General features: G+C 69.6%; 24 protein-coding genes and 1 tRNA gene. 16 read left to right on the top strand and 9 right to left on the bottom strand.

Annotated elements, in window-relative coordinates; genetic code table 11:
- The coding region (locus ACT6XY_RS06440) for an FAD-dependent monooxygenase (RefSeq protein ID WP_444747509.1) at positions 1–721 on the top strand (721 nt) is incomplete at its 5' end.
- Between the two features lie 2 nt (positions 722–723).
- Here ACT6XY_RS06440 and ACT6XY_RS06435 read toward each other — a convergent pair.
- A complete protein-coding gene (locus ACT6XY_RS06435; protein ID WP_444747508.1) occupies positions 724–1,266 on the bottom strand; it encodes a DUF3617 domain-containing protein in 543 nt (180 codons plus the stop codon).
- A gap of 199 nt (positions 1,267–1,465) precedes the next feature.
- On the opposite strand from ACT6XY_RS06435, the gene ACT6XY_RS06430 reads away from it, so the two are divergent.
- The 3 genes from ACT6XY_RS06430 to ACT6XY_RS06420 all read left to right on the top strand — a co-directional run bounded on the left by ACT6XY_RS06430 (position 1,466) and on the right by ACT6XY_RS06420 (position 3,097).
- Positions 1,466–2,629, top strand: a complete 1,164-nt coding sequence (locus tag ACT6XY_RS06430) for a YncE family protein (RefSeq protein WP_444747507.1) — start codon at positions 1,466–1,468, stop codon at positions 2,627–2,629.
- A gap of 44 nt (positions 2,630–2,673) precedes the next feature.
- Positions 2,674–2,758: transfer RNA gene (locus tag ACT6XY_RS06425), tRNA-Leu, on the top strand.
- 168 nt (positions 2,759–2,926) lie between these two features.
- On the top strand, positions 2,927–3,097 hold the full coding sequence (locus ACT6XY_RS06420) for a hypothetical protein (protein ID WP_444747506.1): 171 nt from the start codon (positions 2,927–2,929) through the stop codon (positions 3,095–3,097).
- 5 nt (positions 3,098–3,102) lie between these two features.
- Here the strand turns inward: ACT6XY_RS06420 and gpt are convergent, their stop codons facing one another.
- The 3 genes from gpt to ACT6XY_RS06405 form a co-directional block, all read right to left on the bottom strand.
- A complete protein-coding gene (gene gpt, locus ACT6XY_RS06415) occupies positions 3,103–3,597 on the bottom strand; it encodes a xanthine phosphoribosyltransferase (RefSeq protein WP_444747505.1) in 495 nt (164 codons plus the stop codon).
- A gap of 165 nt (positions 3,598–3,762) precedes the next feature.
- Complete coding sequence (locus ACT6XY_RS06410) at positions 3,763–4,503, bottom strand: OmpW/AlkL family protein (RefSeq protein ID WP_444747504.1); 741 nt, start codon at positions 4,501–4,503, stop codon at positions 3,763–3,765.
- 205 nt (positions 4,504–4,708) lie between these two features.
- Positions 4,709–5,479, bottom strand: a complete 771-nt coding sequence (locus ACT6XY_RS06405; RefSeq protein ID WP_444747503.1) for a competence/damage-inducible protein A — start codon at positions 5,477–5,479, stop codon at positions 4,709–4,711.
- 141 nt (positions 5,480–5,620) lie between these two features.
- On the opposite strand from ACT6XY_RS06405, the gene ACT6XY_RS06400 reads away from it, so the two are divergent.
- Complete coding sequence (locus tag ACT6XY_RS06400) at positions 5,621–6,103, top strand: VOC family protein (RefSeq protein ID WP_444747502.1); 483 nt, start codon at positions 5,621–5,623, stop codon at positions 6,101–6,103.
- Between the two features lie 150 nt (positions 6,104–6,253).
- On the opposite strand, the gene ACT6XY_RS06395 is transcribed toward ACT6XY_RS06400, so the two are convergent.
- From ACT6XY_RS06395 to ACT6XY_RS06385, 3 genes are read right to left on the bottom strand one after another with little or no spacing between them, the layout of a single operon-like run.
- Positions 6,254–7,078 (bottom strand): transglutaminase family protein, encoded by an 825-nt coding sequence (locus ACT6XY_RS06395; RefSeq protein ID WP_444747501.1) that lies wholly within the window; start codon positions 7,076–7,078, stop codon positions 6,254–6,256.
- 14 nt (positions 7,079–7,092) lie between these two features.
- On the bottom strand, positions 7,093–8,037 hold the full coding sequence (locus ACT6XY_RS06390; RefSeq protein WP_106748712.1) for an alpha-E domain-containing protein: 945 nt from the start codon (positions 8,035–8,037) through the stop codon (positions 7,093–7,095).
- 14 nt (positions 8,038–8,051) lie between these two features.
- On the bottom strand, positions 8,052–9,479 hold the full coding sequence (locus tag ACT6XY_RS06385; protein WP_444747500.1) for a circularly permuted type 2 ATP-grasp protein: 1,428 nt from the start codon (positions 9,477–9,479) through the stop codon (positions 8,052–8,054).
- A 210-nt stretch (positions 9,480–9,689) separates the two neighbouring features.
- Here ACT6XY_RS06385 and trhO point away from each other — a divergent pair, with 210 nt between their 5' ends.
- The 3 genes from trhO (at position 9,690) to ACT6XY_RS06370 (ending at position 11,507) form a co-directional block, all read left to right on the top strand.
- Positions 9,690–10,445, top strand: a complete 756-nt coding sequence (gene trhO / locus ACT6XY_RS06380; protein WP_444747499.1) for an oxygen-dependent tRNA uridine(34) hydroxylase TrhO — start codon at positions 9,690–9,692, stop codon at positions 10,443–10,445.
- On the top strand, positions 10,442–10,654 hold the full coding sequence (locus ACT6XY_RS06375; protein WP_444747498.1) for a SlyX family protein: 213 nt from the start codon (positions 10,442–10,444) through the stop codon (positions 10,652–10,654). Before trhO ends, ACT6XY_RS06375 begins: the two co-directional genes overlap by 4 nt.
- A 97-nt stretch (positions 10,655–10,751) precedes the next feature.
- On the top strand, positions 10,752–11,507 hold the full coding sequence (locus ACT6XY_RS06370; protein WP_444747497.1) for a peptidase: 756 nt from the start codon (positions 10,752–10,754) through the stop codon (positions 11,505–11,507).
- A gap of 9 nt (positions 11,508–11,516) precedes the next feature.
- Here ACT6XY_RS06370 and ACT6XY_RS06365 read toward each other — a convergent pair whose 3' ends face one another.
- Positions 11,517–12,632 (bottom strand): DUF1176 domain-containing protein, encoded by a 1,116-nt coding sequence (locus ACT6XY_RS06365; protein ID WP_444747496.1) that lies wholly within the window; start codon positions 12,630–12,632, stop codon positions 11,517–11,519.
- Positions 12,633–12,708: 76 nt separating this feature from the next.
- Positions 12,709–14,922: a glycoside hydrolase family 3 N-terminal domain-containing protein gene (locus ACT6XY_RS06360; RefSeq protein WP_444747495.1), complete on the bottom strand. Its 2,214-nt coding sequence runs from the start codon at positions 14,920–14,922 to the stop codon at positions 12,709–12,711.
- Between the two features lie 171 nt (positions 14,923–15,093).
- Here ACT6XY_RS06360 and ACT6XY_RS06355 point away from each other — a divergent pair, with 171 nt between their 5' ends.
- From ACT6XY_RS06355 to ACT6XY_RS06320, 8 genes are all read left to right on the top strand, one after another.
- Positions 15,094–15,876, top strand: a complete 783-nt coding sequence (locus ACT6XY_RS06355; RefSeq protein WP_444747494.1) for an alpha/beta fold hydrolase — start codon at positions 15,094–15,096, stop codon at positions 15,874–15,876.
- A gap of 34 nt (positions 15,877–15,910) precedes the next feature.
- Positions 15,911–16,765: an alpha/beta fold hydrolase gene (locus ACT6XY_RS06350; RefSeq protein ID WP_444747493.1), complete on the top strand. Its 855-nt coding sequence runs from the start codon at positions 15,911–15,913 to the stop codon at positions 16,763–16,765.
- 235 nt (positions 16,766–17,000) lie between these two features.
- A complete protein-coding gene (locus tag ACT6XY_RS06345) occupies positions 17,001–17,819 on the top strand; it encodes a hypothetical protein (protein ID WP_444747492.1) in 819 nt (272 codons plus the stop codon).
- 108 nt (positions 17,820–17,927) lie between these two features.
- Complete coding sequence (locus tag ACT6XY_RS06340; protein ID WP_106748702.1) at positions 17,928–18,143, top strand: DUF3126 family protein; 216 nt, start codon at positions 17,928–17,930, stop codon at positions 18,141–18,143.
- Between the two features lie 125 nt (positions 18,144–18,268).
- Positions 18,269–18,589, top strand: a complete 321-nt coding sequence (locus tag ACT6XY_RS06335; protein WP_444747491.1) for a DUF6949 family protein — start codon at positions 18,269–18,271, stop codon at positions 18,587–18,589.
- Between the two features lie 75 nt (positions 18,590–18,664).
- Entirely contained in the window at positions 18,665–19,174 is a 510-nt protein-coding gene (locus ACT6XY_RS06330; protein ID WP_444747490.1) for a DUF1579 domain-containing protein, read from the top strand.
- 76 nt (positions 19,175–19,250) lie between these two features.
- Positions 19,251–19,781, top strand: a complete 531-nt coding sequence (locus ACT6XY_RS06325) for a gamma carbonic anhydrase family protein (RefSeq protein WP_444747489.1) — start codon at positions 19,251–19,253, stop codon at positions 19,779–19,781.
- A 3-nt stretch (positions 19,782–19,784) separates the two neighbouring features.
- The gene (locus ACT6XY_RS06320; RefSeq protein WP_444747488.1) at positions 19,785–20,390 is read left to right on the top strand and encodes a 2-hydroxychromene-2-carboxylate isomerase; all 606 of its coding nucleotides are present in this window, start codon (positions 19,785–19,787) and stop codon (positions 20,388–20,390) included.
- Positions 20,391–20,460: the final 70 nt, after the last annotated feature.

Here is a 20,460-nt window from a genome sequence, read left to right as displayed (position 1 = left end):
CCGCCGGGTCGCCGCGCTCGTCGGGGCCGACGGCATCCGCTCGTCGGTGCGCCGCGGGCTCGGGGACGCGGCCCCGCCTACCTTCCGACACCGCAGCGCCTACCGCGCGACCGTGCCGATGGCGGCTGTGCCGCCAGCCCTCGCCGGGGAAAGGCTGGGTCTCTGGCTCGGACCGGATGCCCACCTCGTCCATTACCCGCTCAGGGGCGGCGCGCTCTGCAACGTGGTCGTCATCGTGCGGGACGAGGCGCCGATCGAAGGCTGGCGCGCGCCGGGCGATCCCCATGTCATCGCCGGCCGGCTCTCCCGCTGGGCCGATGCGCCGCGACAGCTGGTGGCCGCAGCCGGCGAGTGGCAGTGCTGGTCGCTCGCCGATCGCCAGACCTGGTTCGGGCCGGGGGAGGGGGCGGTGACGCTCCTCGGCGACGCGGCCCATGCCATGCTGCCCTTCGTCGCGCAGGGCGGGGCCATGGCGATCGAGGACGCGGCCGTGCTCGCCCGCGCGGCGTCGGCGACGCCTGATGATCTTCCCGCCGCCTTCCGCGCTTACGAGCGGGCGCGGGGGCCCCGCGTCGCCCGCATCCAGGCGCTCGCCCGCCGCAACGGCGCGGTCTATCACCTGAAGGGGCCGGCCGGCTTCGCCCGCGACGCGGCCATCCGCCTGCTCGGCGGGCGCGGCCTCCTGGCGCAGCAGGACTGGATCTACGCCCACCGCGCCTGAGGTCAGCGCGGACGCGCGGTCTCGGCCTGGTCGCCGGTGCCGGCGAGGTCGCGGATATTCAGCCGCTGGCCGCCGGGCAGCAGGATGTCGCCGGGCCTGAGGCCGCCGCCGCAGCGGGCCGAGACGAAGCGCCCCTGCTGGGTGGTGAGGGTCTGCTGCAGTTCCGGCTGGCCGAGCACCTGGACCGTGCCCTCGACGCGGAGCGAATAGGTCGCGCGGAGGTCACCGGAGATGACGGAGCGTGCGGTGGTGCGCGTCTGGCCGATCTGGCAGTCGCTCTCGATGACATAGTCCTCGCCGTCGCGGCGGATGTCGTAGCGCTGGCACTGGCGCCCAAGCTGGCCGAAGCCGTACTGCACCATCTGGCGCTCGGTGGCGGCATCCGTGCAGGTCTGGAGGGTGAACTCCTGCCCGCCTGGCCCGCCGCCGGTCATCATGCGGATCTCCCAGTAGCCCGGACGGCGCAGGGGCAGGTCGACCGGCTGCGTCATCGCCGGGGCGACGGTTGCCGCGGCGAGGGTCGTCACGATCAGGGCGAGGCGCATGCTGTCTCCCGGGGGCAGGCTCTCCTGATATAGGGCAGTGCCCTGCCCGGGACCGTGACGCAAGGGCAACGGTCGGGCCGCGAAGTGCCGCGGCCGGGGGTGGCAGGGTCCGGTCGCGTGCGTATGGCGCCGGGCGGGTGGCCTGCTAGGCTTCCCGGGCAAAACAATCAGGCCGCTTCAGGCCCGGGAGAGAAACGCCATGACGATGCGACGCTGCATGCCGGCCCTCGTGGCCGCGCTATCCCTGTGCGCGGCCCGCGCCGACGCCCAGATCGCGGTCTCCGCGAACGACGGCAAGATGCGGCTCGTGAACGGTGTCGCGACCGTGGTCGAACAGCCGCGGCCGGATTCGGTGTCGATCATCGATTTTGCCTCGGGGACGCCGCGGGTGCGCGCGACCATTCCGGCGCCGGCAAGCGTCGTCGGCCCGCCGGTCTCCGTCGCCATCACCGCCGACGAGAGCCTCGCCCTCGTCAGCTCGGCGATGAAGCTCGACCCGGCCAATCCCCGCCGCACCGTCCCCGACAACCGCGTCTCGGTGATCGACCTCAAGGCCAATCCGCCGGCGGTGATCGCGACGCTCGAGGTGGGGCAGGGGGCCGCCGGCCTTTCCATCCATCCCTCGGGGGCCTTCGCTCTCGTCGCCAACCGGGCCGAGGGCACCGTGTCCGTGCTGACGATTTCCGGACGCACGGTCACGGTCGGGGCCAAGATCGCGGTCGGCGACCCCACCTCCGGGCCGAGCCACGTCGTCTTCACCCCCGACGGGAAGACGGCGCTGGTCAGCCGCGACAACGACCACAAGATTTCCGTCCTCTCCATCGAGGAGACGACGGTCACCTATACGCGGCGGGATCTGAACGCCGGGCTCAGGCCCTACGGCATCGACATTTCGACGCGCGGCGACGTGGCGGTGGTCGCCAATATCGGGCTCGGTGGGGGCGACGCCGACACCATCAGCCTGATCGACGTGAAGGCCCAGCCGCCGAGGGTGGTGAACACCGTCTCGGTCGGCCAGACGCCGGAGGGCATCAAGATGGCGCCAGACGGCCGGCACGTGGCGGTGGTGGTGATGAACGGCTCGAACAAGCCGCGCAACTCGCCCTTCTTCGCCGAGCGCGGCAGCGTGGTCATCTACGAGGTTCGCGGTCACGAGCTCGTCAAGGTGGCCGAGGCGCCCATCGGCCAGTGGTCGCAGGGCGCTGCCTGGTCGGCCGACAGTCGTCGCCTCCTGGTGCAGAACATGGTCGGTGACGACATCCAGGTCTTCGGCTTCGAGGGCGGCAAGCTGCAGGAGATCGGCACGCTCGCCATGCCGGCCTCGCCCGCCGGCATCAGGACCGCCGAGCCGGTCTCCCGCTGAGCGATTGCCAAGCCCGGCGCGAAGCCGCTAGAGCTTTGCGCCGGGCCCCCTTGATGAAATTGGTAGCCATAAGGGACTTAAAATCCCTCGCCCTCGGGCGTGCCGGTTCGAGTCCGGCAGGGGGCACCAGCCGCGCCTTCCGCAGCGGCACCTTCTCGCCTTAACGATACCCTAACGTCAGGCGAACAGTTCGTTGACCATTTCGACCGGTTGGGTGAACGGGGCGTTGAAGCCTGCGCCTTACGGTTTCCGGCGGGGTTGCGGGGAGGGCCGGATCGTCACCTGAGGAGAGCTTCCGTGCAGCTCACCCCCGCCAAGATCGTCCTGTTCTTCGTGAGCGTCCTGGTGCTCATGAACCCGCCGCTGATGCTGGGCCTGCTCGGCCCCGACGGCCGCCGCGCCGGGCTCATGATCGACGAGAGCCTCGGCACCGACACCATGCGCCTTGCCGTGTTCGGGCGGCGCTGAGGGGGTCATCCGGCGTCGCGGATCGGCGGCTGGAAGGTGTAGCCCATGTCCCAGGGGAAGTAGATCCAGGTGTCCTGGGAGACCTCGGTGACGAAGGTGTCCACCATCGGCCGGCCCTGCGGCTTGGCATAGACGGTGGCGATGTGGGACTTCGGCAGCATGTCGCGCACGACCTGCGCGGTCTTGCCGGTGTCGACCAGGTCGTCGACCACCAGAATGCCCTCGCCACCCTCGGTGAGGAGATGCGGCGCGACCTCCTTGATCACCTTGAGCTGACCCTGGCTCTGGTAGTCGTGGTAGCTGGCGATGCAGACCGTCTCGATCATGCGGATGCCGAGCTCGCGCGTGACGATGGCCGCCGGGACGAGGCCGCCGCGGGTGATGCAGACAATCGCGCGGAAGGGGCCCGCGCCGCTGATCCGCCAGGCGAGCGCCCGGGCGTCGCGGTGGAACTGGTCCCAGGAGACGGGGAAGGCCTTCTCGGGATTGGGCGTCGCCATGGGGCGCTCCGGGCTCTTGATCATCGACAGGGCGGCGACACTAGCCGTGCGCGGGCCCGGCGGAAATCCGGGAGGGGCGGCTTTTCCGCAGGTATTTGCCGGCAGCGCCCGCAAACGACGAAGGGCCCCGCAGGGCCCTTCGCGACAGGATGGAACGGATCCGGCTCAGAACCGGTAGGTGATGCCGGTGGAGACCAGCCAGGGGTCGATGGTGACGCGGCCCGAGGTGGTGGCGAGCACGCCGGTGGTGTCGGTGTACTTGAAGGTCGAGCGCAGGAAGATCTTCTTGACGTCGACGTTGATGCCCCAGTTGCGGTTGATCATGTAGTCGAAGCCGACCTGCAGGGCGACGCCGGCGGCCGGGGCCACCGAAAAGCGGTTGTAGGTGAAGGGCGCGCCGTTCGCCATGGCGCCCTGGGCCGACTGCGAGAAGAACATGGTGTAGTTCAGGCCGACGCCGAGATAGGGCTTGAAGGCGCCGAAATCGGTGAAGTGGTACTGCAGCATGAGGGTCGGCGGCAGCAGCCAGGTCTTGCCGATGGTGGCGGTGGAGCCGAGCGCCCCGGCCAGCGCGCCTGTCGGGCGGACGTTGTGCGGGGTGACGCCGAGGATGAGCTCAACCGCGATGTTCTTGGTGAAGTAGTAGGTGATGTCCAGCTCGGGCACGACCGAGGTGGAGATGCCGAGGTTCGGGATGGCGGCGACGGCGGCGCCGTTGAGGGTGGTCACCGCGCCGCTCGGCGAGGGGATGACCGCCAGGGCCCGGAGGCGGATCTGCCAGGGATTGAAATCACGGGCAACCGCGACGCTCTCGAACGGGGTGCGCGGGGCGCCGATGTCGGCGGCAAGGGCGGGGGTGGCGAGGAGGGCCGCGCCGATGACGGCGCCGCGGAGGATGGTCTTCATGGTGTGCCCCGGGTGGATGCGAGCGGTTCGAGAAGCTGCGAGGAAACCGCGGGGGGCGTGGGCATCGGTCCGTCGCAGCGATGCGTGACGAGCAAGGTCACGGCTCGGCGCGGGAGCCTTTGCGCTGGATCAAACGACCGACGCGCAGCGCGCGCCGGGGAGGGCCTTGGTTGCGGTGTGTTGCGCCGCGGCCACAAAACAGCCGTCAGGCGCCGCGGGTGATGGTCACCGCCGCGTCCGGGCGCTTGTACTCCTCGACCATGGCGACCACCGCCGTCTCGGCGATCGCCAGCAGCGATTCGTCCTTGGCGCGCAGCACGAGGCGGGTCCAGAAGCGGCCGTCCTGCATCATCGGATAGGAGCCCATGATGACGCCGGGGTGGGCCTTGGCGATGGCGGCATAGGGCGTGCCGATGTCGCCCTCGCGCAGGCCCGGCGCCTCGATGGAGACCTGGATCATCTTGGTGCCGGTCTTCAGGCGCGGCGAGACCACGTCCATCATCGCCTGCATCACCGAGGGGACGCCCGCCATGGTGATGACATTGCCGATCATGAAGCCCGGGGCCTTCGACACCGGGTTCTCGATGAGCTCGGCGCCGGCCGGAATGCGCGCCATGCGCAGCCGGGCCTCGTTCAGGTCCTTCTCGGGGATGCGCTCCAGCAGCATGGCGCGGGCGCGCGGGTCGACGTCGATGGAAACGCCGAAAGCCTTGGCAATGCAGTCGGCGGTGATGTCGTCGTGGGTCGGGCCGATGCCGCCGGTGGTGAAGACATAGCCGTACTTCGCCCGGAGCGTGTTGAGGGCGGGGATGATCTCGTCCTCCTCGTCGGGAACGACCCGAACCTCCTTCACGTCGATACCGATGGCGGTGCAGTACTCGGCAATGTAGCCGATGTTCTTGTCCTTGGTGCGCCCGGAGAGGATCTCGTCGCCGATGACGAGGATGGCGGCGGTGACGGTGGTCGGCTCGGTCATGGCGGTGCTCCGGGACTGTCGCCGAGGTAGAGCGCTGCGGGGCCGGGGGCAAGGGGGATGAGGGGGTTGCAGGATGGGGTTGACGCGCGCCGCCTGCGGCATAAAACTTAACTCATAAGTTAAGTAATGGGGGAGTCCCCGATGAGCCGCATCGTTTCACGCCTCATCCCCTGCCTGTGGTTCAACGGCGAGGCCGAGGCCGCCGCCGGGCACTATGTCGGCATCTTTCCCAACAGCCGGGTCACCGAGGTGATGCGCTGGCCGATGGACGGCATGGCGCCGGCGGGCAGCGTGCTGACCGTGACCTTCGAGCTCGACGGCACGATTTTCGTCGGCCTCAACGGCGGGCCGCAGTTCACGTTCACGGAAGCCGTGTCGTTCCAGGTGATCTGCGACACCCAGGACGAGATCGACCACTACTGGTCGCGGCTCGGCGAAGGCGGCAAGGAGATCGAGTGCGGCTGGATCAAGGACCGCTTCGGCCTGTCGTGGCAGGTGGTGCCGCGGATGTTGCCGGAGGTTCTGGCCGATGCGGATCGCGCGCGGGCGGCGCGGGTCATGCAGGCCATGATGACGATGGTGAAGCTTGACATCGCCGCGCTGGAGGCGGCGGGAAGGGGGTAAGTCGTTTTTCGGGGACATGACCCGCCCGGGGATCGGACAGCCCGTCGAACGCCGAAACAAGGGGCATCTGCAAAGCCCCGAAGGACGCAGTTGGGTCGTGCAGGGCACCGTTCACCGGCCGCACCATGCCTGCGCCCTCGCTTCGCGCCCCTATTGCACCTGAACCTGCCGGGACGCCTGGTCGACCATCACCTTCACGGTGAGGAACTCACCCTCGCCGCCGTGGCGGGAGCCGCGGATGGGCGCGGCGTTGAGGTAGTCGAGACCGCATGCGATGCGGATGTGCTGCTCGGTGGGGCAGAGGCCGTTGGCGGGGTCGAAGCCGACCCAGCCGAGGCCCTCGACATGGGCCTCCGCCCAGGCGTGACCCGCCTCCTGGTCCACGGTGCCGTCGTCGTGGAGGAAATAGCCGCCGACATAGCGGGCGGGGATGTTCAGGTGCCGCGCGGCGGCGATGAAGATGTGGGCGAAGTCCTGGCAGACGCCGCGCTTCAGCGCGAAGGCCTCCGCCGCGGTGGTGGCGGAATGGGTTGGATCCTTGTCGAAGGTGATGTCGCGGGCGAGGTCGTCCAGAAGGGCGTGCAGCGTCGAGAGCCTGTCGGTGGGCTGGTGGCGCGCCTCCGCATAGGCGCGGATCTCGCCGTCTGCGGTCGTCAGGTCGGTGCCCCGGAGGTAGAGGCCGGGCGGAAAGCGCTCGATGGCGCCGCGCACCACGCCGGCCGTGTCGGAGGTCTCGACGAGCCCGTCCACCCTGACTGTCAGCGTCTGCACCGGACCGGTGCAGGAGAAGGTGTGGGTGATGTTGCCGAAGGCGTCCTCGTGGGCGTCCAGGCGGCAGTCCTGGTCGACGTCGATGCGCCAGTTGGAGACGTGCTGGCCATCGTAGTTGCGCGGGGTGAGGCGCAGCGTCTGGATCACCGACCGGGCGGGGACGGCGTAGCTGTAGGTGGTCTCGTGGGCGATGCGGATGCGCATGGCGGGCGCCCGCTCTAGGTCAGGTATTGCTGGGTGATGGCGGCGCCCAGCCGGTTGTTCTCGGTGATGAAGTCCGAGACGAATTCGTGCAGGCCCGACTGGAAGATGTCGTCGATGCGGGCGTTCTCGAGGCGGGTGCGGGTGGCGCGGGCGGCGCGCTGGGCCGGCCCCTGGCGGCCATAGGCGAGCGACAGGCTGTCGAGGTTGCGCACGATGCTCTCGTAGCAGGCGGCGAGGGATCGCGGCATCTGGTCGTTGAGGATGAGCAGGTCCGCCACCAGCCAGGGCTTGAGGCTCTCTTTGTAGACCCAGTGATAGGCGGTCAGCGCCGACACGGCGCGCAGGATCGCCGACCACTGGAAATAGTCGAGCGAGCCGCCGACCTGCTCGGCGCCGGGCAGCAGCACGTGGTACTTCACGTCGAGGATGCGGGCAGTGTTGTCGGCCCGCTCGATCATCACGCCGAGGCGCGAGAACCAGTAGCCGTCGGAGCGCAGCATGGTGCGGTAGGCCGAGCCGTCGAACCTCAGCCCCGTCTCCTTCACGAAGGACAGGAAGTTGGCGAGGTGCTCGTCCTGGTTGAGGCCGCTCGCCCGGTATTTCGACAGTTCCAGCCAGGCGGCGTTGATGGCGTCCCACATCTCCACCGTCAGGGCCGTGCGCACCGAACGGGCGTTGGTGCGGGCGATCTCGAAGCAGGAGCGGATGGAGGAGGGGTTGTCGGGCGAGAAGGCGAGGAAGTCGATGACCGTTTCGCGCGTCGCCTTGTCGTGCGCCTGGTAGAAGAGATGGGCGCAGCCGGCGGTGGCGACCGCCGATTCCCATTCGTTCGAGGTGCCGGCATAGGCGGAGGGCAGGTTGGCGAGGCGCGTTGAGGCCTCGATGATGCGGGCGAGATATTCGGCGCGCTCGACGTAGCGGGCGAGCCAGAACAGGTTGTCGGCGGTACGGGAGAGCATGGGTTCCGCCTATCTCACGAATCCAGGACCCAGGTGTCCTTGGTGCCGCCGCCCTGGCTGGAATTGACCACCAGCGAGCCCTCCTTCAGCGCGACGCGGGTGAGGCCGCCGGGCACGATGCGCACCTTGTCGCGACCCGTCAGGACGAAGGGGCGGAGGTCGACGTGGCGGGGGGCGACGCCCTCCTCGACCAGGGTGGGGCAGGTGGAAAGGGCCAGCGTCGGCTGGGCGATGAAGTTCGACGGGTCCTTGGCCAGCTTGTGGCGGAACAGCTCGATTTCCGCCGCCGTCGCCTTGGGGCCGATCAGCATGCCGTAGCCGCCGGAGCCGTGGACCTCCTTGACGACGAGCTCGGGCAGGTTGTCGAGCACGTATTTGAGCTCGTCTGCCTCGCGGCAGCGCCAGGTCGGCACGTTCTTCAGGATCGGCTCCTCGCCGAGGTAGAACTTCACGATCTCAGGCATGTAGCTGTAGACCGCCTTGTCGTCGGCGACGCCGGTGCCGACGGCGTTCGCCAGCGTCACGTTGCCGGCGTGGTAGGCGGACATGATGCCGGGGACGCCGAGGGCCGAATCCGGCCGGAAGACCAGGGGGTCGAGGAAATCGTCGTCGAGGCGGCGGTAGATGACGTCGACCCGCTTCGGCCCCTCGGTGGTGCGCATGTAGACGACGTCGGCCTTGACGAAGAGGTCGCGGCCCTCGACCAGCTCGACGCCGAGCTTGTCGGCGAGGAAGGTGTGCTCGTAATAGGCCGAGTTGAACAGGCCCGGCGTCAGAAGCACGCAGGTCGGGTCGGAAGAGGCCGAGCGGGGCGCCACCGACTTCATCGTGGCCAGCAGATCGTCGGTGTAGTTCTCCACCGGCGCGACGCGGTGCTGGGAGAAGAGCTCGGGGAAGAGGCGGATCATCACCTCCCTGTTCTCCAGCATGTAGGAGACACCGGAGGGCGTGCGGGCATTGTCCTCGAGCACGTAGAAGGTGTCGGCGTCGACCCGGACGATGTCGATGCCGGCGATCATCACATAAATGCCGTGGGGCACCGGCTGCTGGTTCATCTCCGGGCGGAAGGCCGGATTGCGATAGACGAGGTCCTCCGGCACGAGGCCGGCGCGCAGGATCTCGCGCTTCGAATAGACGTCGCCGAGGAAGGCGTTGATGGCGCGGGTGCGCTGGGTCAGGCCCTTGGAGAGCCGCACCCACTCGTCGTTGGTCAGCACGCGGGGAATGACGTCGAAGGGAATCAGCCGTTCGGTCGAGGCGGCGTCGCCATAGACCGCGAAGGTGATGCCGATGCGGCGGAACAGCGCCTCTGCCTCGCGCGAGCGCGTGGCGAGGAGGTCCGTCGGAATGGTTTTCAGCCAGCGAGCCAGGGTTTCGTAGGCGGGGCGGACCGCACCGTCCGCGAGGTTCATTTCATCGAAGATCGGTGCAGCGCCTGCCATTGACGGCTCAATTCCCCTCTGGAAGACGAAGCGTGGCCTCTCTCTGGCGGAGCGATCCTGACGCTTCGCCAACAAGCTAGCGGCAAATCACGTCGTTAGGGAAGGGGGCTTTCGCGGCTGCGAAAGCCTCGGGGCGCGAAATCGCTCCGTCGGCGTTGCCGGTCGGGCCCCGGGCGGCTATTGCAGCCCGATGATCCCGGGAAGGACCCCATGACCGTCAGGGTCGCCGCCCTCTACCGCTTCGCGCCGCTGCCCGACTGCGCCGATCTCGTCGCGCCGCTGGCGGAGCTCTGCGCGGATCTCGGCATCCGCGGCACGCTGCTGCTCGCTCCCGAGGGGATCAACGGCACGGTCGCGGGGGAGACGGCGGCCGTCGATACTCTCCTCGCGCGGCTCGCTGGCGGATGGATTTTCGGCGAGCGCCTCGCCGGCATGGAACTGAAGCTTTCCAGCGCCTCCGCCATGCCCTTCGCCCGGCTCAAGGTGAAGGCGAAGCGGGAGATCGTCAGCTTCGACGGCGCCGTCACCGACCCCTCGCGCCGGGTCGGCGCCTATGTGGCGCCCGCCGACTGGAACGCGCTGATCAGCGATCCCGGCACCGTCGTCATCGACACGCGCAACGCCTTCGAGGTGGCGATCGGGACGTTCGCGGGCGCCCGCGACCCCGGAACGGCGAGCTTCGGCGATTTCCGCGCCTTCGTGGACCGGGAGCTCGACCCGGCGCGCGACCGGCGCATCGCCATGTTCTGCACCGGCGGCATCCGCTGCGAGAAGGCGAGCGCCTATCTCCTAGACCGGGGCTTTCCCGAGGTGCATCACCTCAGGGGCGGCATCCTCGCCTATCTGGAACAGGTGCCCCCCGCCGAGAGCCTCTGGCGCGGCGGCTGTTTCGTCTTCGACGGGCGGCTGGCACTCGGCCACGGCCTCGCCGAGGTGCCGGAAACCGCAGCGGGGGTGGTGCCATGAGCGACAACGATCTCGGGTCCCGCTTCGACGCCCTGGAGATCAAGGTCGCCTACCAGGATCAGGCGATCGAGGACCTCAACGCGACGATCACCGCCCAGTGGAAGGAGCTGGAACGGCTCGGCCGGCTGGTCGCCCGCCTCGAGGACCAGCTGCGCGAGGCGCAGGGCGCCGGGCCGCAAGGGCCCGAACCGCCCCCGCCCCACTACTGATCCGGCGCGGGCCTGTGGACGAAACCGGGCGCAGCGCCGCGCGCGTTGCTCATGACGGTAGCCACCGCTACACCGTTAGGCCCCTGGAGAATCGCTGATGACCTATTGTTGCGGCATCCTCGTGCGCGACGGGCTCGTGATGATCGCCGACACCCGCACCAATGCGGGCCTCGACAACATCTCGACCTTCCGCAAGCTGCACGTGTTCCAGAAGCCGGGCGAACGGGTGATGGCGCTCGCCTCCGCCGGAAACCTGTCGATCACCCAGTCCGTTCTCGGCTTCCTGCACGAGGGCCTGCCCAACGAGGAGACGGGCGAGCTGGAATCGATCCTCAACGCGCCGTCCATGTTCCAGGCTGCCCAGCGGGTCGGCCGCGCCATCCGCGAGGTCAGGCGCATCGACGGGCCGGGCCTGGAGGAAGACGGCATCAAGTTCGAGGCCTCGTTCCTGTTCGGCGGGCAGATCAAGGGCCGCTCGCTCCGGCTGTTCATGGTCTATGCCGCCGGCAACTACATCGAGTGCACGGTGGACACGCCCTACCTCCAGATCGGCGAGCACAAATACGGCAAGCCCATCCTCGACCGCGCCATCAAGTTCGACACCAACCTGAACGATGCGCTGAAGATCGGCCTCGTCTCGATGGATTCGACCATGCGCTCCAATCTCGGGGTGGGCATGCCCATCGATATCGCGGTGATGCCGCGGGGCGATGCCGTGCTGCAGACCCATTACCGGATCGAGCCGGGCGAGCCCTATTTCCACGACCTGCGGGAGCGCTGGTCGGCGGCGCTGCGCAAGGCGCACATGGACATTCCACCGCCGCCCTATGCCGGCTCCAACGTGGTGAAGTGAGCCGCGCCGTCAGCGCGTCCGGAACAGCGTGAGCCAGTTCGGCGGCAGGAGGCCGCGGCAGGTGGGCATGACCTCCAGCCGCAACGGCTGGAAGCTCTCGCCGTCCCAGCGCCACTCGCCGATCTCGCCGCAATCGGACATGCCACGGCCCTTGGCGAGGTGGAAGACGGTGCCGCCCGCAGGATCGAGCTCGCCGTTCCAGAGGATGTGGTCGGGGTTGCGGTTGCTCGGCGGGTCCTCGGCCGCCGGCAGGGCCTCGCGGACGCGGGGAAACGAAGCCGGCCGGACGCGCGGCCTCTCACCCTCCTCGAGGATGTAATAGGCGCGGCTGAAGTTGTATGCGCCGCGCCAGCACCGGACGCTGACGAGGACCAGCCGCGCCGACAGGCGCTGGGCCTCGATGTCCTCGGCATTGTCGTCCTCCTGGTTGCAGCCGTCGCCGGGAATGGTGCGGAAGGCCGTCATCACCGCCTCGGTCCAGGCCTGCGGCAGGGGCGAGGGCACGGCAGGTCCGGTCATGGGGACGCCGTCGCGCTTGGCCGGCGCCTGCGGCGGCCGCGGAACGGCGGCGGAAGACGCATCGCCCGGACGGGCGAGGGCTGTGCGGGTGCCGACCCGCTTCTGACGGTCGTCCATCCACAGCAGCGCGGCCATGGCGCCGTCGAGGGAGACGGGATCGACGGTCTCGCCGCGTGCCGGGACCGGATCGAGGGTGACAGCGAGGCTGCGGCCGCGGCGGATGTCGCCCAGAAGCCGGGCCGTCGCGGCGCGATCGGTGAGCGTCACCTCTCCGTCCTCGACCGTGGCGCCGCTGCCGATCGCGACCTCGACCGTGCCGCCGCCGTCCGCGACGATCTTCAGCCGCGTGCCAGGTGCGGGATCGGCGTCCTGGACGAGAATGATCGTGACAGTGGGCGCTGCATCGGGCGCGCCGGTCCGGTCGATGCGGATCGCCAGCTGGGTGGCAGAGTCGCGCGGGGTCAGGCCGAAGGCGCGGCAGGTGCGGGCGTTGTCGCAGCCCACGACCCAGTCGCGGAAGGTGCGGACATGGCCCCGCTCCTCGGCGAGGGCGGTGCCGGCCGCGGCGATGCAGAGACCGGCGGTGAGAAGGGTGCGGAAAGACATGGGCGGAGCGTCCTCGGCGGGAATGCCGCCTTGTCCGCCCGCCGCGTTTCCGTGACGTGCCGCCCGCGGGACGGTTCTAGTTCACCGTGAACCGGGCCGTCAGCGTCGCGTTGGAGTCGTTCCCGACATAGACGTCGTACTCGCCGGGCTCGACCCTGAAGCGGCCCTGGTCGTCGTGGAAGCCGAGCGAGCGCACGGGAAAGGCGAAGCGGACGCGCACCTCTCCGCCGGCGGCCACTTCCACCTTCTCGAAGAAGCGGAGCTGGCGCAGCGGCCGCGAGCGCGAGCCGACGCGCTGATGGACATAGACCTGCACCACCTCCTTGCCCGCCGGGCCCGACGTGTTGGCGACGCGCACGCTTCCCGAGACTGTGCCGGTGCGGGCGAAGCGCGGGGCGTCCAGCGCCAGGGCGTCGAAGCCGAAGCGGGAAAAGGACAGGCCGAAGCCGAAGGGATAGAGCGGCTCCAGCTTCTCGTCGGTGTAGCCGGTCTCATAGCGGGCATCGGTCAGGCGCGGGCGGCCCGTGGGCAGGCGGTCGTAGTAGATCGGCACCTGGCCGGTGGCGCGCGGGAAGGTCATGGGCAGCTTGCCCGAGGGGTTGGTGCGGCCGGTGATGACTTCGGCAAGAGCCGTGCGGCCCTCGGTGCCGAGATGAAAAGCCTGCAGGATGGCGGCGACGCGGCCTTCGAACCGCGTCAGCACGAAAGGCCTGGTGGTGTGGAGGATGACGACGACCGGCTTGCCGGTGGTGATGAGGGCGTCCAGCAGCGCCTGCTGCACCGGCGGCAGGTCGAGATGGGCGCGCGATGTGCCCTCGCCGATCTGCTCGCAATCCTCGCCGAGCATGACGACGACCACGTCGGCGGCCTCCGCCGTGCGCACCGCGCCGGCCGTGTCGCCGGCCGCGAGGTTGCAGTGGGTGGCGAGGCCCGGCGCGAAGGAGACGGAAACGTCGGGGCCGAGAAGGCGGGAGAGCTCGTCGGGCAGTTTCGGCGGGCGGACCCGCGGCAGGCCGGCATTGTCGGAATACTGCCAGTCCTCCTGGTGGGTGGCGGCGCCGCCGACGACGGCGATGGAGCGCACCGAGGAGCGCAGCGGCAGGGCCTGCTCGTGGTTGCGGAGCATGACGATGGATTCGCGCGCGACCGCCAGCGATGCCTCGCGTGAGGCGGGGGTCGCGAGGTCGCGGGCCGCCGTCGCCGGGTCGAAGGGCGGCTCGTCGAACAGGCCCATGTGGAACTTGACGCGCAGGACGCGGCGGACCGCATCGTCCAGCGCCGCGGCGGGAACGCGCCCCGCCCGGATCTCGTCGGCGAGGTGGGCGTCGTAGGCGCCCGACATCATGTCCATGTCGACGCCGGCGAGGAAGGCTTTGCGCGCCGCCTCCGCCCGGTCGGCGGCCATGCCGTGGTTGATCAGCTCGCGCACCGAATCGAAATCGGAGACCACGAAGCCGCGGAAACCGAAGCGCTGCTTGAGGATCCCGGTGACGAGATCCCGGTCTCCCGTCGCGGCGATGCCGTTCATGGCGCTGAGCGAGGTCATGACAGAGAAGGTGCCGGCACCGATGGCGGCGCGGAAGGGCGGCAGCTGGTAGTCCCAGAGCTGGGAGACCGGGATCCAGACGCTGTTGTAGTCGCGCCCGCCCTCCGGCGCGCCATAACCGACGAAGTGCTTGGCGGTGGTGGCGAGGCCGCCGCGCTGGTAGCCGACGACCCGGGCCGCAGCGACGACGGAGGCGAGGTGCACGTCCTCGCCGGCGCCCTCCATGTTCCGCCCCCAGCGGGCGTCGCGCGTCATGTCGATCATCGGCGCGAAGGTCCAGTTGATGCCGACGGCGCGGGCCTCGCGGGCCGACCAGTAGGAGGCAAGCTCGACGAGGCGCGGATTGAAGGTCGAGGCCTGGCCGATGGGCTGGGGGAAATAGGTGGCGAAGCCGTTGATGGCGTCGAGGCCGAGGATGAGCGGGATCTTCAGGCGCGATTCGGCGACACGGGCCCGCACGGCGGCGATCTCCGCCGGCGCGGTGAAGTTCATCACCGCCCCGGTGCGCCCCTCGGCGACCCATTCGGGGCGGAAGCCGTCGCCGCGCCCGAACAGGTTCAGCTGCCCGATCTTCTCGGCCATCGTCATGCGGGCGAGGAGCGCGTCGATCCGCCGCTCGATGGCCCGCGCCTCGGCGCCGGTCTTCCAGGCGAGGGCCGGCGGGCCGGCAGGCTGCTGGGCGAGGGCCGGGAGGGGCGTGAGGGCGAGGAGCAGCGGCAGCAGGCGGCGGATCAGGGCGGTCATCGGGGCGCGCGCGGCTCCTGGGGGTGACGGCCGGCGGTCGGGGCGCCGGACATGAGGCGCAAGCTTCCTAGCCGTGTTCTCCCGCCTTCCGCAACGGCCACGCCGCGTCGCATCGCGGACCGCCGCCCCCGAGGGTTCCGCGCCGCGCCGCCTCCGGCTACAAGGGCGGCCATGATCGCCTCGTCCTCCCGCCTTCCCAAGCACTCCTTCTCCTCCGACGGCGTCGAGATCGCCTATTTCGACACCGGCGAGGGTGATCCCGTGCTCTGCATCCACGGCTTCGCCTCCACGGCGCACATCAACTGGTCCTATCCCGGCTGGGTCGACACCCTGACCAAGGCCGGCCGCCGGGTCATCGCGCTCGACAACCGCGGCCACGGCGATTCGGAGAAGCTCTACGATCCCGCCGCCTATCACACGACGCTGATGGCCGAGGACGCCCGGGCGCTGCTCGACCATCTCGGCATCGCGAAGGCCACCGTGCTCGGCTATTCCATGGGCTCGCGCATCACCGCCTTCCTCGCCCAGCGCCATCCGGACCGGGTGAAGGCGGCCATCATGGGCGGGCTCGGCACCAAGCTCGTGGACGGCGTCGGCCTGCCGGAGACCATCGCCGAGGCGCTGGAGGCGCCGACGCTGGAGGAGGTCACCGATCCGCAGGGGCGCATGTTCCGCGCCTTCGCCATGCAGACGAAATCCGACCGGCGGGCGCTCGCCGCCTGCATCCGCGGCTCGCGCAACCTGATGACCCGGGACGAGGCGGCCTCCATCGCCTGTCCGGTGCTGATCGCGGTGGGCACCAAGGACGCCATCGCCGGGGAGCCCGAGCCGCTGGCGGCGATCATCCCTAAGGGGGAGGCGCTTTCGATCCCCGATCGCGATCATATGCCGGCTGTGGGCGACAAGGTCTTCAAGGCCGGGGCGCTCGACTTCCTTGCCCGGCACGCCGCCTAAGCGCCGCGGCCCGCCCGATCGGAACCGCATCGCCATGTCCCTTCATCCCCGCCACGCGCGCTTCACCGGCCACGATGGCAACCGGCTGGAGGCCGACGTCTACGGCCATGGCGAGAAGGTGGCGCTGCTGCTGCACGGCGGCGGGCAGACCCGCCACGCCTGGCGGGCCACGGCGCGGCGTCTCGCCGAGCGCGGCTATACGGCCATCGCGGTGGACCAGCGCGGCCATGGCGACAGCGAGTGGGTGGCGAGCGGGGCCTATGCCTTCGCCGACTATGGCCGCGACGCGGTCGCCCTCGGCCACGCCATCGCCGAGCGGTTCGGGGCCAAACCGGCGGCCATCGGCGCCTCGCTCGGCGGCATCGCCTCGCTGCATGCGCTCGGCCTTGAGCCCTGCTTCTCCGCGCTGGTGCTGGTCGATATCGTTCCGCGCATGGAGGAGACCGGGGTGAAGCACGTCCAGAGCTTCATGCGGGCCCGCGCGCGGGACGGGTTCGCCTCCATCGAAGAGGCGGCGGAATCGGTCGCCGCCTATCTGCCGCACCGGACGCGGCCGCCCTCCGTCGAGGGCCTGAAGAAGAACCTCCGGCTGCGCGAGGACGGACGCTGGTACTGGCACTGGGACCCGGCCTTCCTCGATGGCGGGCGCACCGTCAACACCGACCGGGCGACGATCGTCGCGACGCTGGAGGACGCCGCCCGGCGCCTCGCCGTTCCGACCCTGCTGGTGCGCGGCAACGCATCCGACATCGTCTCGCAGGAGAGCGCCGACGCCTTCCTCACCCTCGTCCCGCATGCGCAATTCGTCGACGTCAGCGGCGCCGGGCACATGGTGGCGGGCGACAAGAACGACATCTTCGCCGACGCCATCCTCTCCTTCCTCGGCTGATCCCCATCCCGTCTTTCGCGAGTCTCATCAGTGACTTCGGCCGGCCCGTTGAGGCCGAGATTCCGATTCAGGCCGGTCTTCATCCTGCGATTCCGATTCAAGGTCCGCCCGCAAGCCTCCGCGGGCAGGGCCTGCAACATGGGTGAAGCATTGGAAACGCGAGGTGCCTCCAGCCGCCACCGCGGGGCAGCGCGGGCGCCCTAGAGGAGGGGCACTCACCCGAGGGGACCCCGCCATGACCTGCCAGACCCGCCGCCTGACCTCCGCCGCGCTCGCGCTCGCCGCCCTCCTGCCGGCCGGCTTCGCCTCCGCCCAGTCCATCCCCGGAGTGCCGCCCTCCATCGGCCAGGAGATCGACCGGGCGCTGTCGCAGGTCCCCGACGCCCATCGCCGTACGACGCCCGGCGGCCCGACCGTCGGCCAGGAGATCGACCAGCTGATGAACCGGCCGATGGGGCAGGCCGCCCCTGCGCGCAGCCGGCAGGTGTCGCTCGCCTTCGAGAACAAGACCGATGTGAAAGCGCTGGTGATCCAGTTCACGCCCTCGGGTTCGAGCACCTGGGGTCCGAACCGCCTCGGCCGCGAGACGCTGAACCCGCGTGCCTGGATGCGCTGGCGTGTCAATGGCGCAGACTGCCGCTACGACGTGCGCATCACCTTCGCCCTCGGCCAGGAGTTCGTCCGCCTCGACCACGACTTCTGCGCGCAGGAGAAGATCGAGGTGACGGCGGTCGACGCCGCCGCCGAGCGCCCGGCTCTGCCGACGCGGGAGGGCGTGGCGCTCTTCCGGGTGGTCAACCGCACCGATACCCGCGTCGCCGTCCTCCGGGTCTCTCCGGCCGGGGCGCGGCGCCCGCAGGGCGACCTGCTCGGCGTCTGGATGATGGAGCCCGGCGACGTCTATACCGGCCGGGTGCCGCGCGGCGGGACCTGCCTCTTCGACGTGCGCGCCGGCTTCGACCCCGAGGACACCGATACCGTGACGCTGGCCCGGCAGAACCTTTGCGAGACCCCGGAGATCGTCATCCCCGCCCGCCGCGCCGCCGGCGGCTGAACGGGGGCGCCGGCCCGTCCACAGGGGCGGGCCGGGCGGGCGTCCGCTTTGACTTCATCCCCCCGGCCATGGCACACGGCGCATCCAGCGACACACAGGAGATCGGCCGTGGACCGCACCGAGATCACCAAGATTCAGGACTACCTGCGCCGCAAGTTCGGCAACCAGGCGATCAAGCTGCAGCCGAACATGCGGCGCAAGGAGATGGTCGAGGTGATGATCGGCGACGAGCAGATCGGCACGCTCTACAAGGACGTGGACGAGGGCGAGACCTCCTACACCGTCACCATCTCGATCCTCGACATCGACCTCGAAGAGGGCTGAGCGGCCAGGGGGTGCGGTTAACCCTTCCTTAAGGAAGTCCGGTCGACCTCTTAACAGAACCCTAACGACGCGGTACCGATTGGCACGGGGGCAGGTGGCCCTCGCGTCCGGTCGGGTTCCGCGTCATGTCCCTGCTCAGCCTCCAGCTCTTCCACTCGCTCGCGCTCGGCTTCGCCATGTCGGGCCTTCTGGTGGCGATCTACCGCGCGCTGGCGGCCAAGCCCGCCTCCTTCCGCCTGCTGCAGGGCGGCGGCGCCACGGCGGTCCTCGCCGTTCCCTTCCTCGCCTTCGCCGCCCCGGCCATCATCGTCCGCAACACGATCCGCGGTCGCCGCATCGAGAACCGGCGCTTCGAGTTCGTCTTCCTCGCCACGCTCATCGCGCTGTTCTGGAGCCTCATGTCGGGCCGCGTGCTGACCATGATGCTGCTGACACTCGGCCTGTGAGGCCGCGAACTACCTGACATGTCCTGACATCGGCGGGGTGCAGCCTCACTCTCCTCACGGGAGCGGGAGTTTGTCATGACCGGGCACGACATCAGCATGGACGGCGCAGCGGAGCCGGGCGACGGCCGCCGCGACTTCGACTTCCTGATGGGCACCTGGACGGTGCATCACCGGCGGCTGCGTCGGCGCCTGTCGGCGGACACGACCTGGGAGGAGTTCGGTGGCACCTGCGCCGCGCTGCCCGTCCTCGGCGGTGCGGGGAACGTCGACGACAACGTGCTCCACCTGCCCGGCGGCAGTTACCGGGCGCTGAGCATCCGGGCCTTCGACGCGGCCCGTCGTCAATGGTCGATCTGGTGGCTCGACTCGAGGGACGCCGCCATCGGCGAGCCGGTCCATGGCCGGTTCGCGGACGGCGTCGGCACCTTCCTCGGGGACGATACATGGCAGGATCGGCCGGTCCGGGTGCGCTTCCTCTGGTCCGGCATCACCGATCAGTCGGCGCGCTGGGAGCAGGCCTTCTCCGCCGACGGCGGCGCCACCTTCGAGACCAACTGGGTGATGGACTTCCGCCGGGCGCCGTGAGCGGCCTGCCCGTTCCGCCGACTTCTCAAGGCCGGCGGGGGGTGCGATAGATTCGCGCCCAGACGCGGAGAACGCCATGCCCATCTACGCCATCGACGGAATTCAGCCGGTCCTGCCCGAGGGCGACCGCTTCTTCGTGGCGCCCGACGCCCATGTCATCGGCAAGGTGAAGATCGGCGCCGATGTCGGCATCTGGTTCGGCGCGGTGATCCGCGGTGACAACGAGCTCATCGCCATCGGGGACGGCACCAACATCCAGGAAATGTGCATGCTTCACACCGATCCCGGCGCGCCGATGACGATCGGGACCGGCTGCACCATCGGCCACAAGGTGATCCTCCATGGCTGCACCATCGGCGACAACACGCTGATCGGGATGGGGTCGACCATCCTGAACAACGCGAAGATCGGGAACAATTGCCTGGTGGGCGCCAATTCGCTGGTCACCGAGGGCAAGGAGTTCCCGGACAATTCGCTGATCGTCGGCTCGCCGGCGCGCGCCGTCCGCACCCTCGACGAGGCCGCCATCGCCCGGCTGAAGCTGTCCGCTGCGAGCTATGTGAACAACGCCCGGCGCTTCAAGGCGGGCCTGGTCCCGGTCACCTGATCCATGGCCGCGATCGACTTCTTCTACGAATTCGCCTCGACCTATTCCTATCCCGCCGCGATGCGGGTGGAGGATGTGGCGGCCAAGGCCGGCGTCACGGTGCGCTGGCGGCCGTTCCTGCTCGGTCCGATCTTCGCCGAAGCCGGCTGGACGACCTCGCCGTTCAACCTGATCCCGGCCAAGGGGCGGAACATGTGGCGGGATCTCGAGCGGACCTGCGAGGCCATGGGCCTGTCCTTCCAGAAGCCGGATCCCTTTCCGCAGAACAGCCTGACCGCCGCACGCATCGCGACGTCCCTGCCGGACGACGGCAAGCGGGCGGCCTTCTCGCGGGAGCTCTATCGGCTGGAATTCGGCGAAGGCCTGTCCATCGCCGATGCGGAGGTGCTGGGACGGGCACTCAAGGCGGCGGGAGTCGAGCCGGCGACGGCTCTGATCGCGGCGGGCTCGGATGCGGTGAAGCAGGCCTTGCGCGCCACCACCGAGGAGGCGAAGGCGAAGGGCCTGTTCGGTGCGCCGAGCATGGTCACCGCCGACGGCGAACTGTTCTGGGGCAACGACCGGATCGAGCAGGCGGTGGCCTGGGCGGCCAAGGGCGTCCCGGCCTGACACTGAATCCCTTGAAAAAGGTGACGGCCGGCCCTCGTTCTGAGGTACCGGCCGTCTGTTCGCGAACCCG

It is taken from the genome of Phreatobacter sp., from assembly GCF_052440005.1.
Lineage (GTDB): Bacteria > Pseudomonadota > Alphaproteobacteria > Rhizobiales > Phreatobacteraceae > Phreatobacter.
Note: the sequence above shows the minus strand (reverse complement) of the source record. Positions and strands in the feature narration are given on the sequence as shown.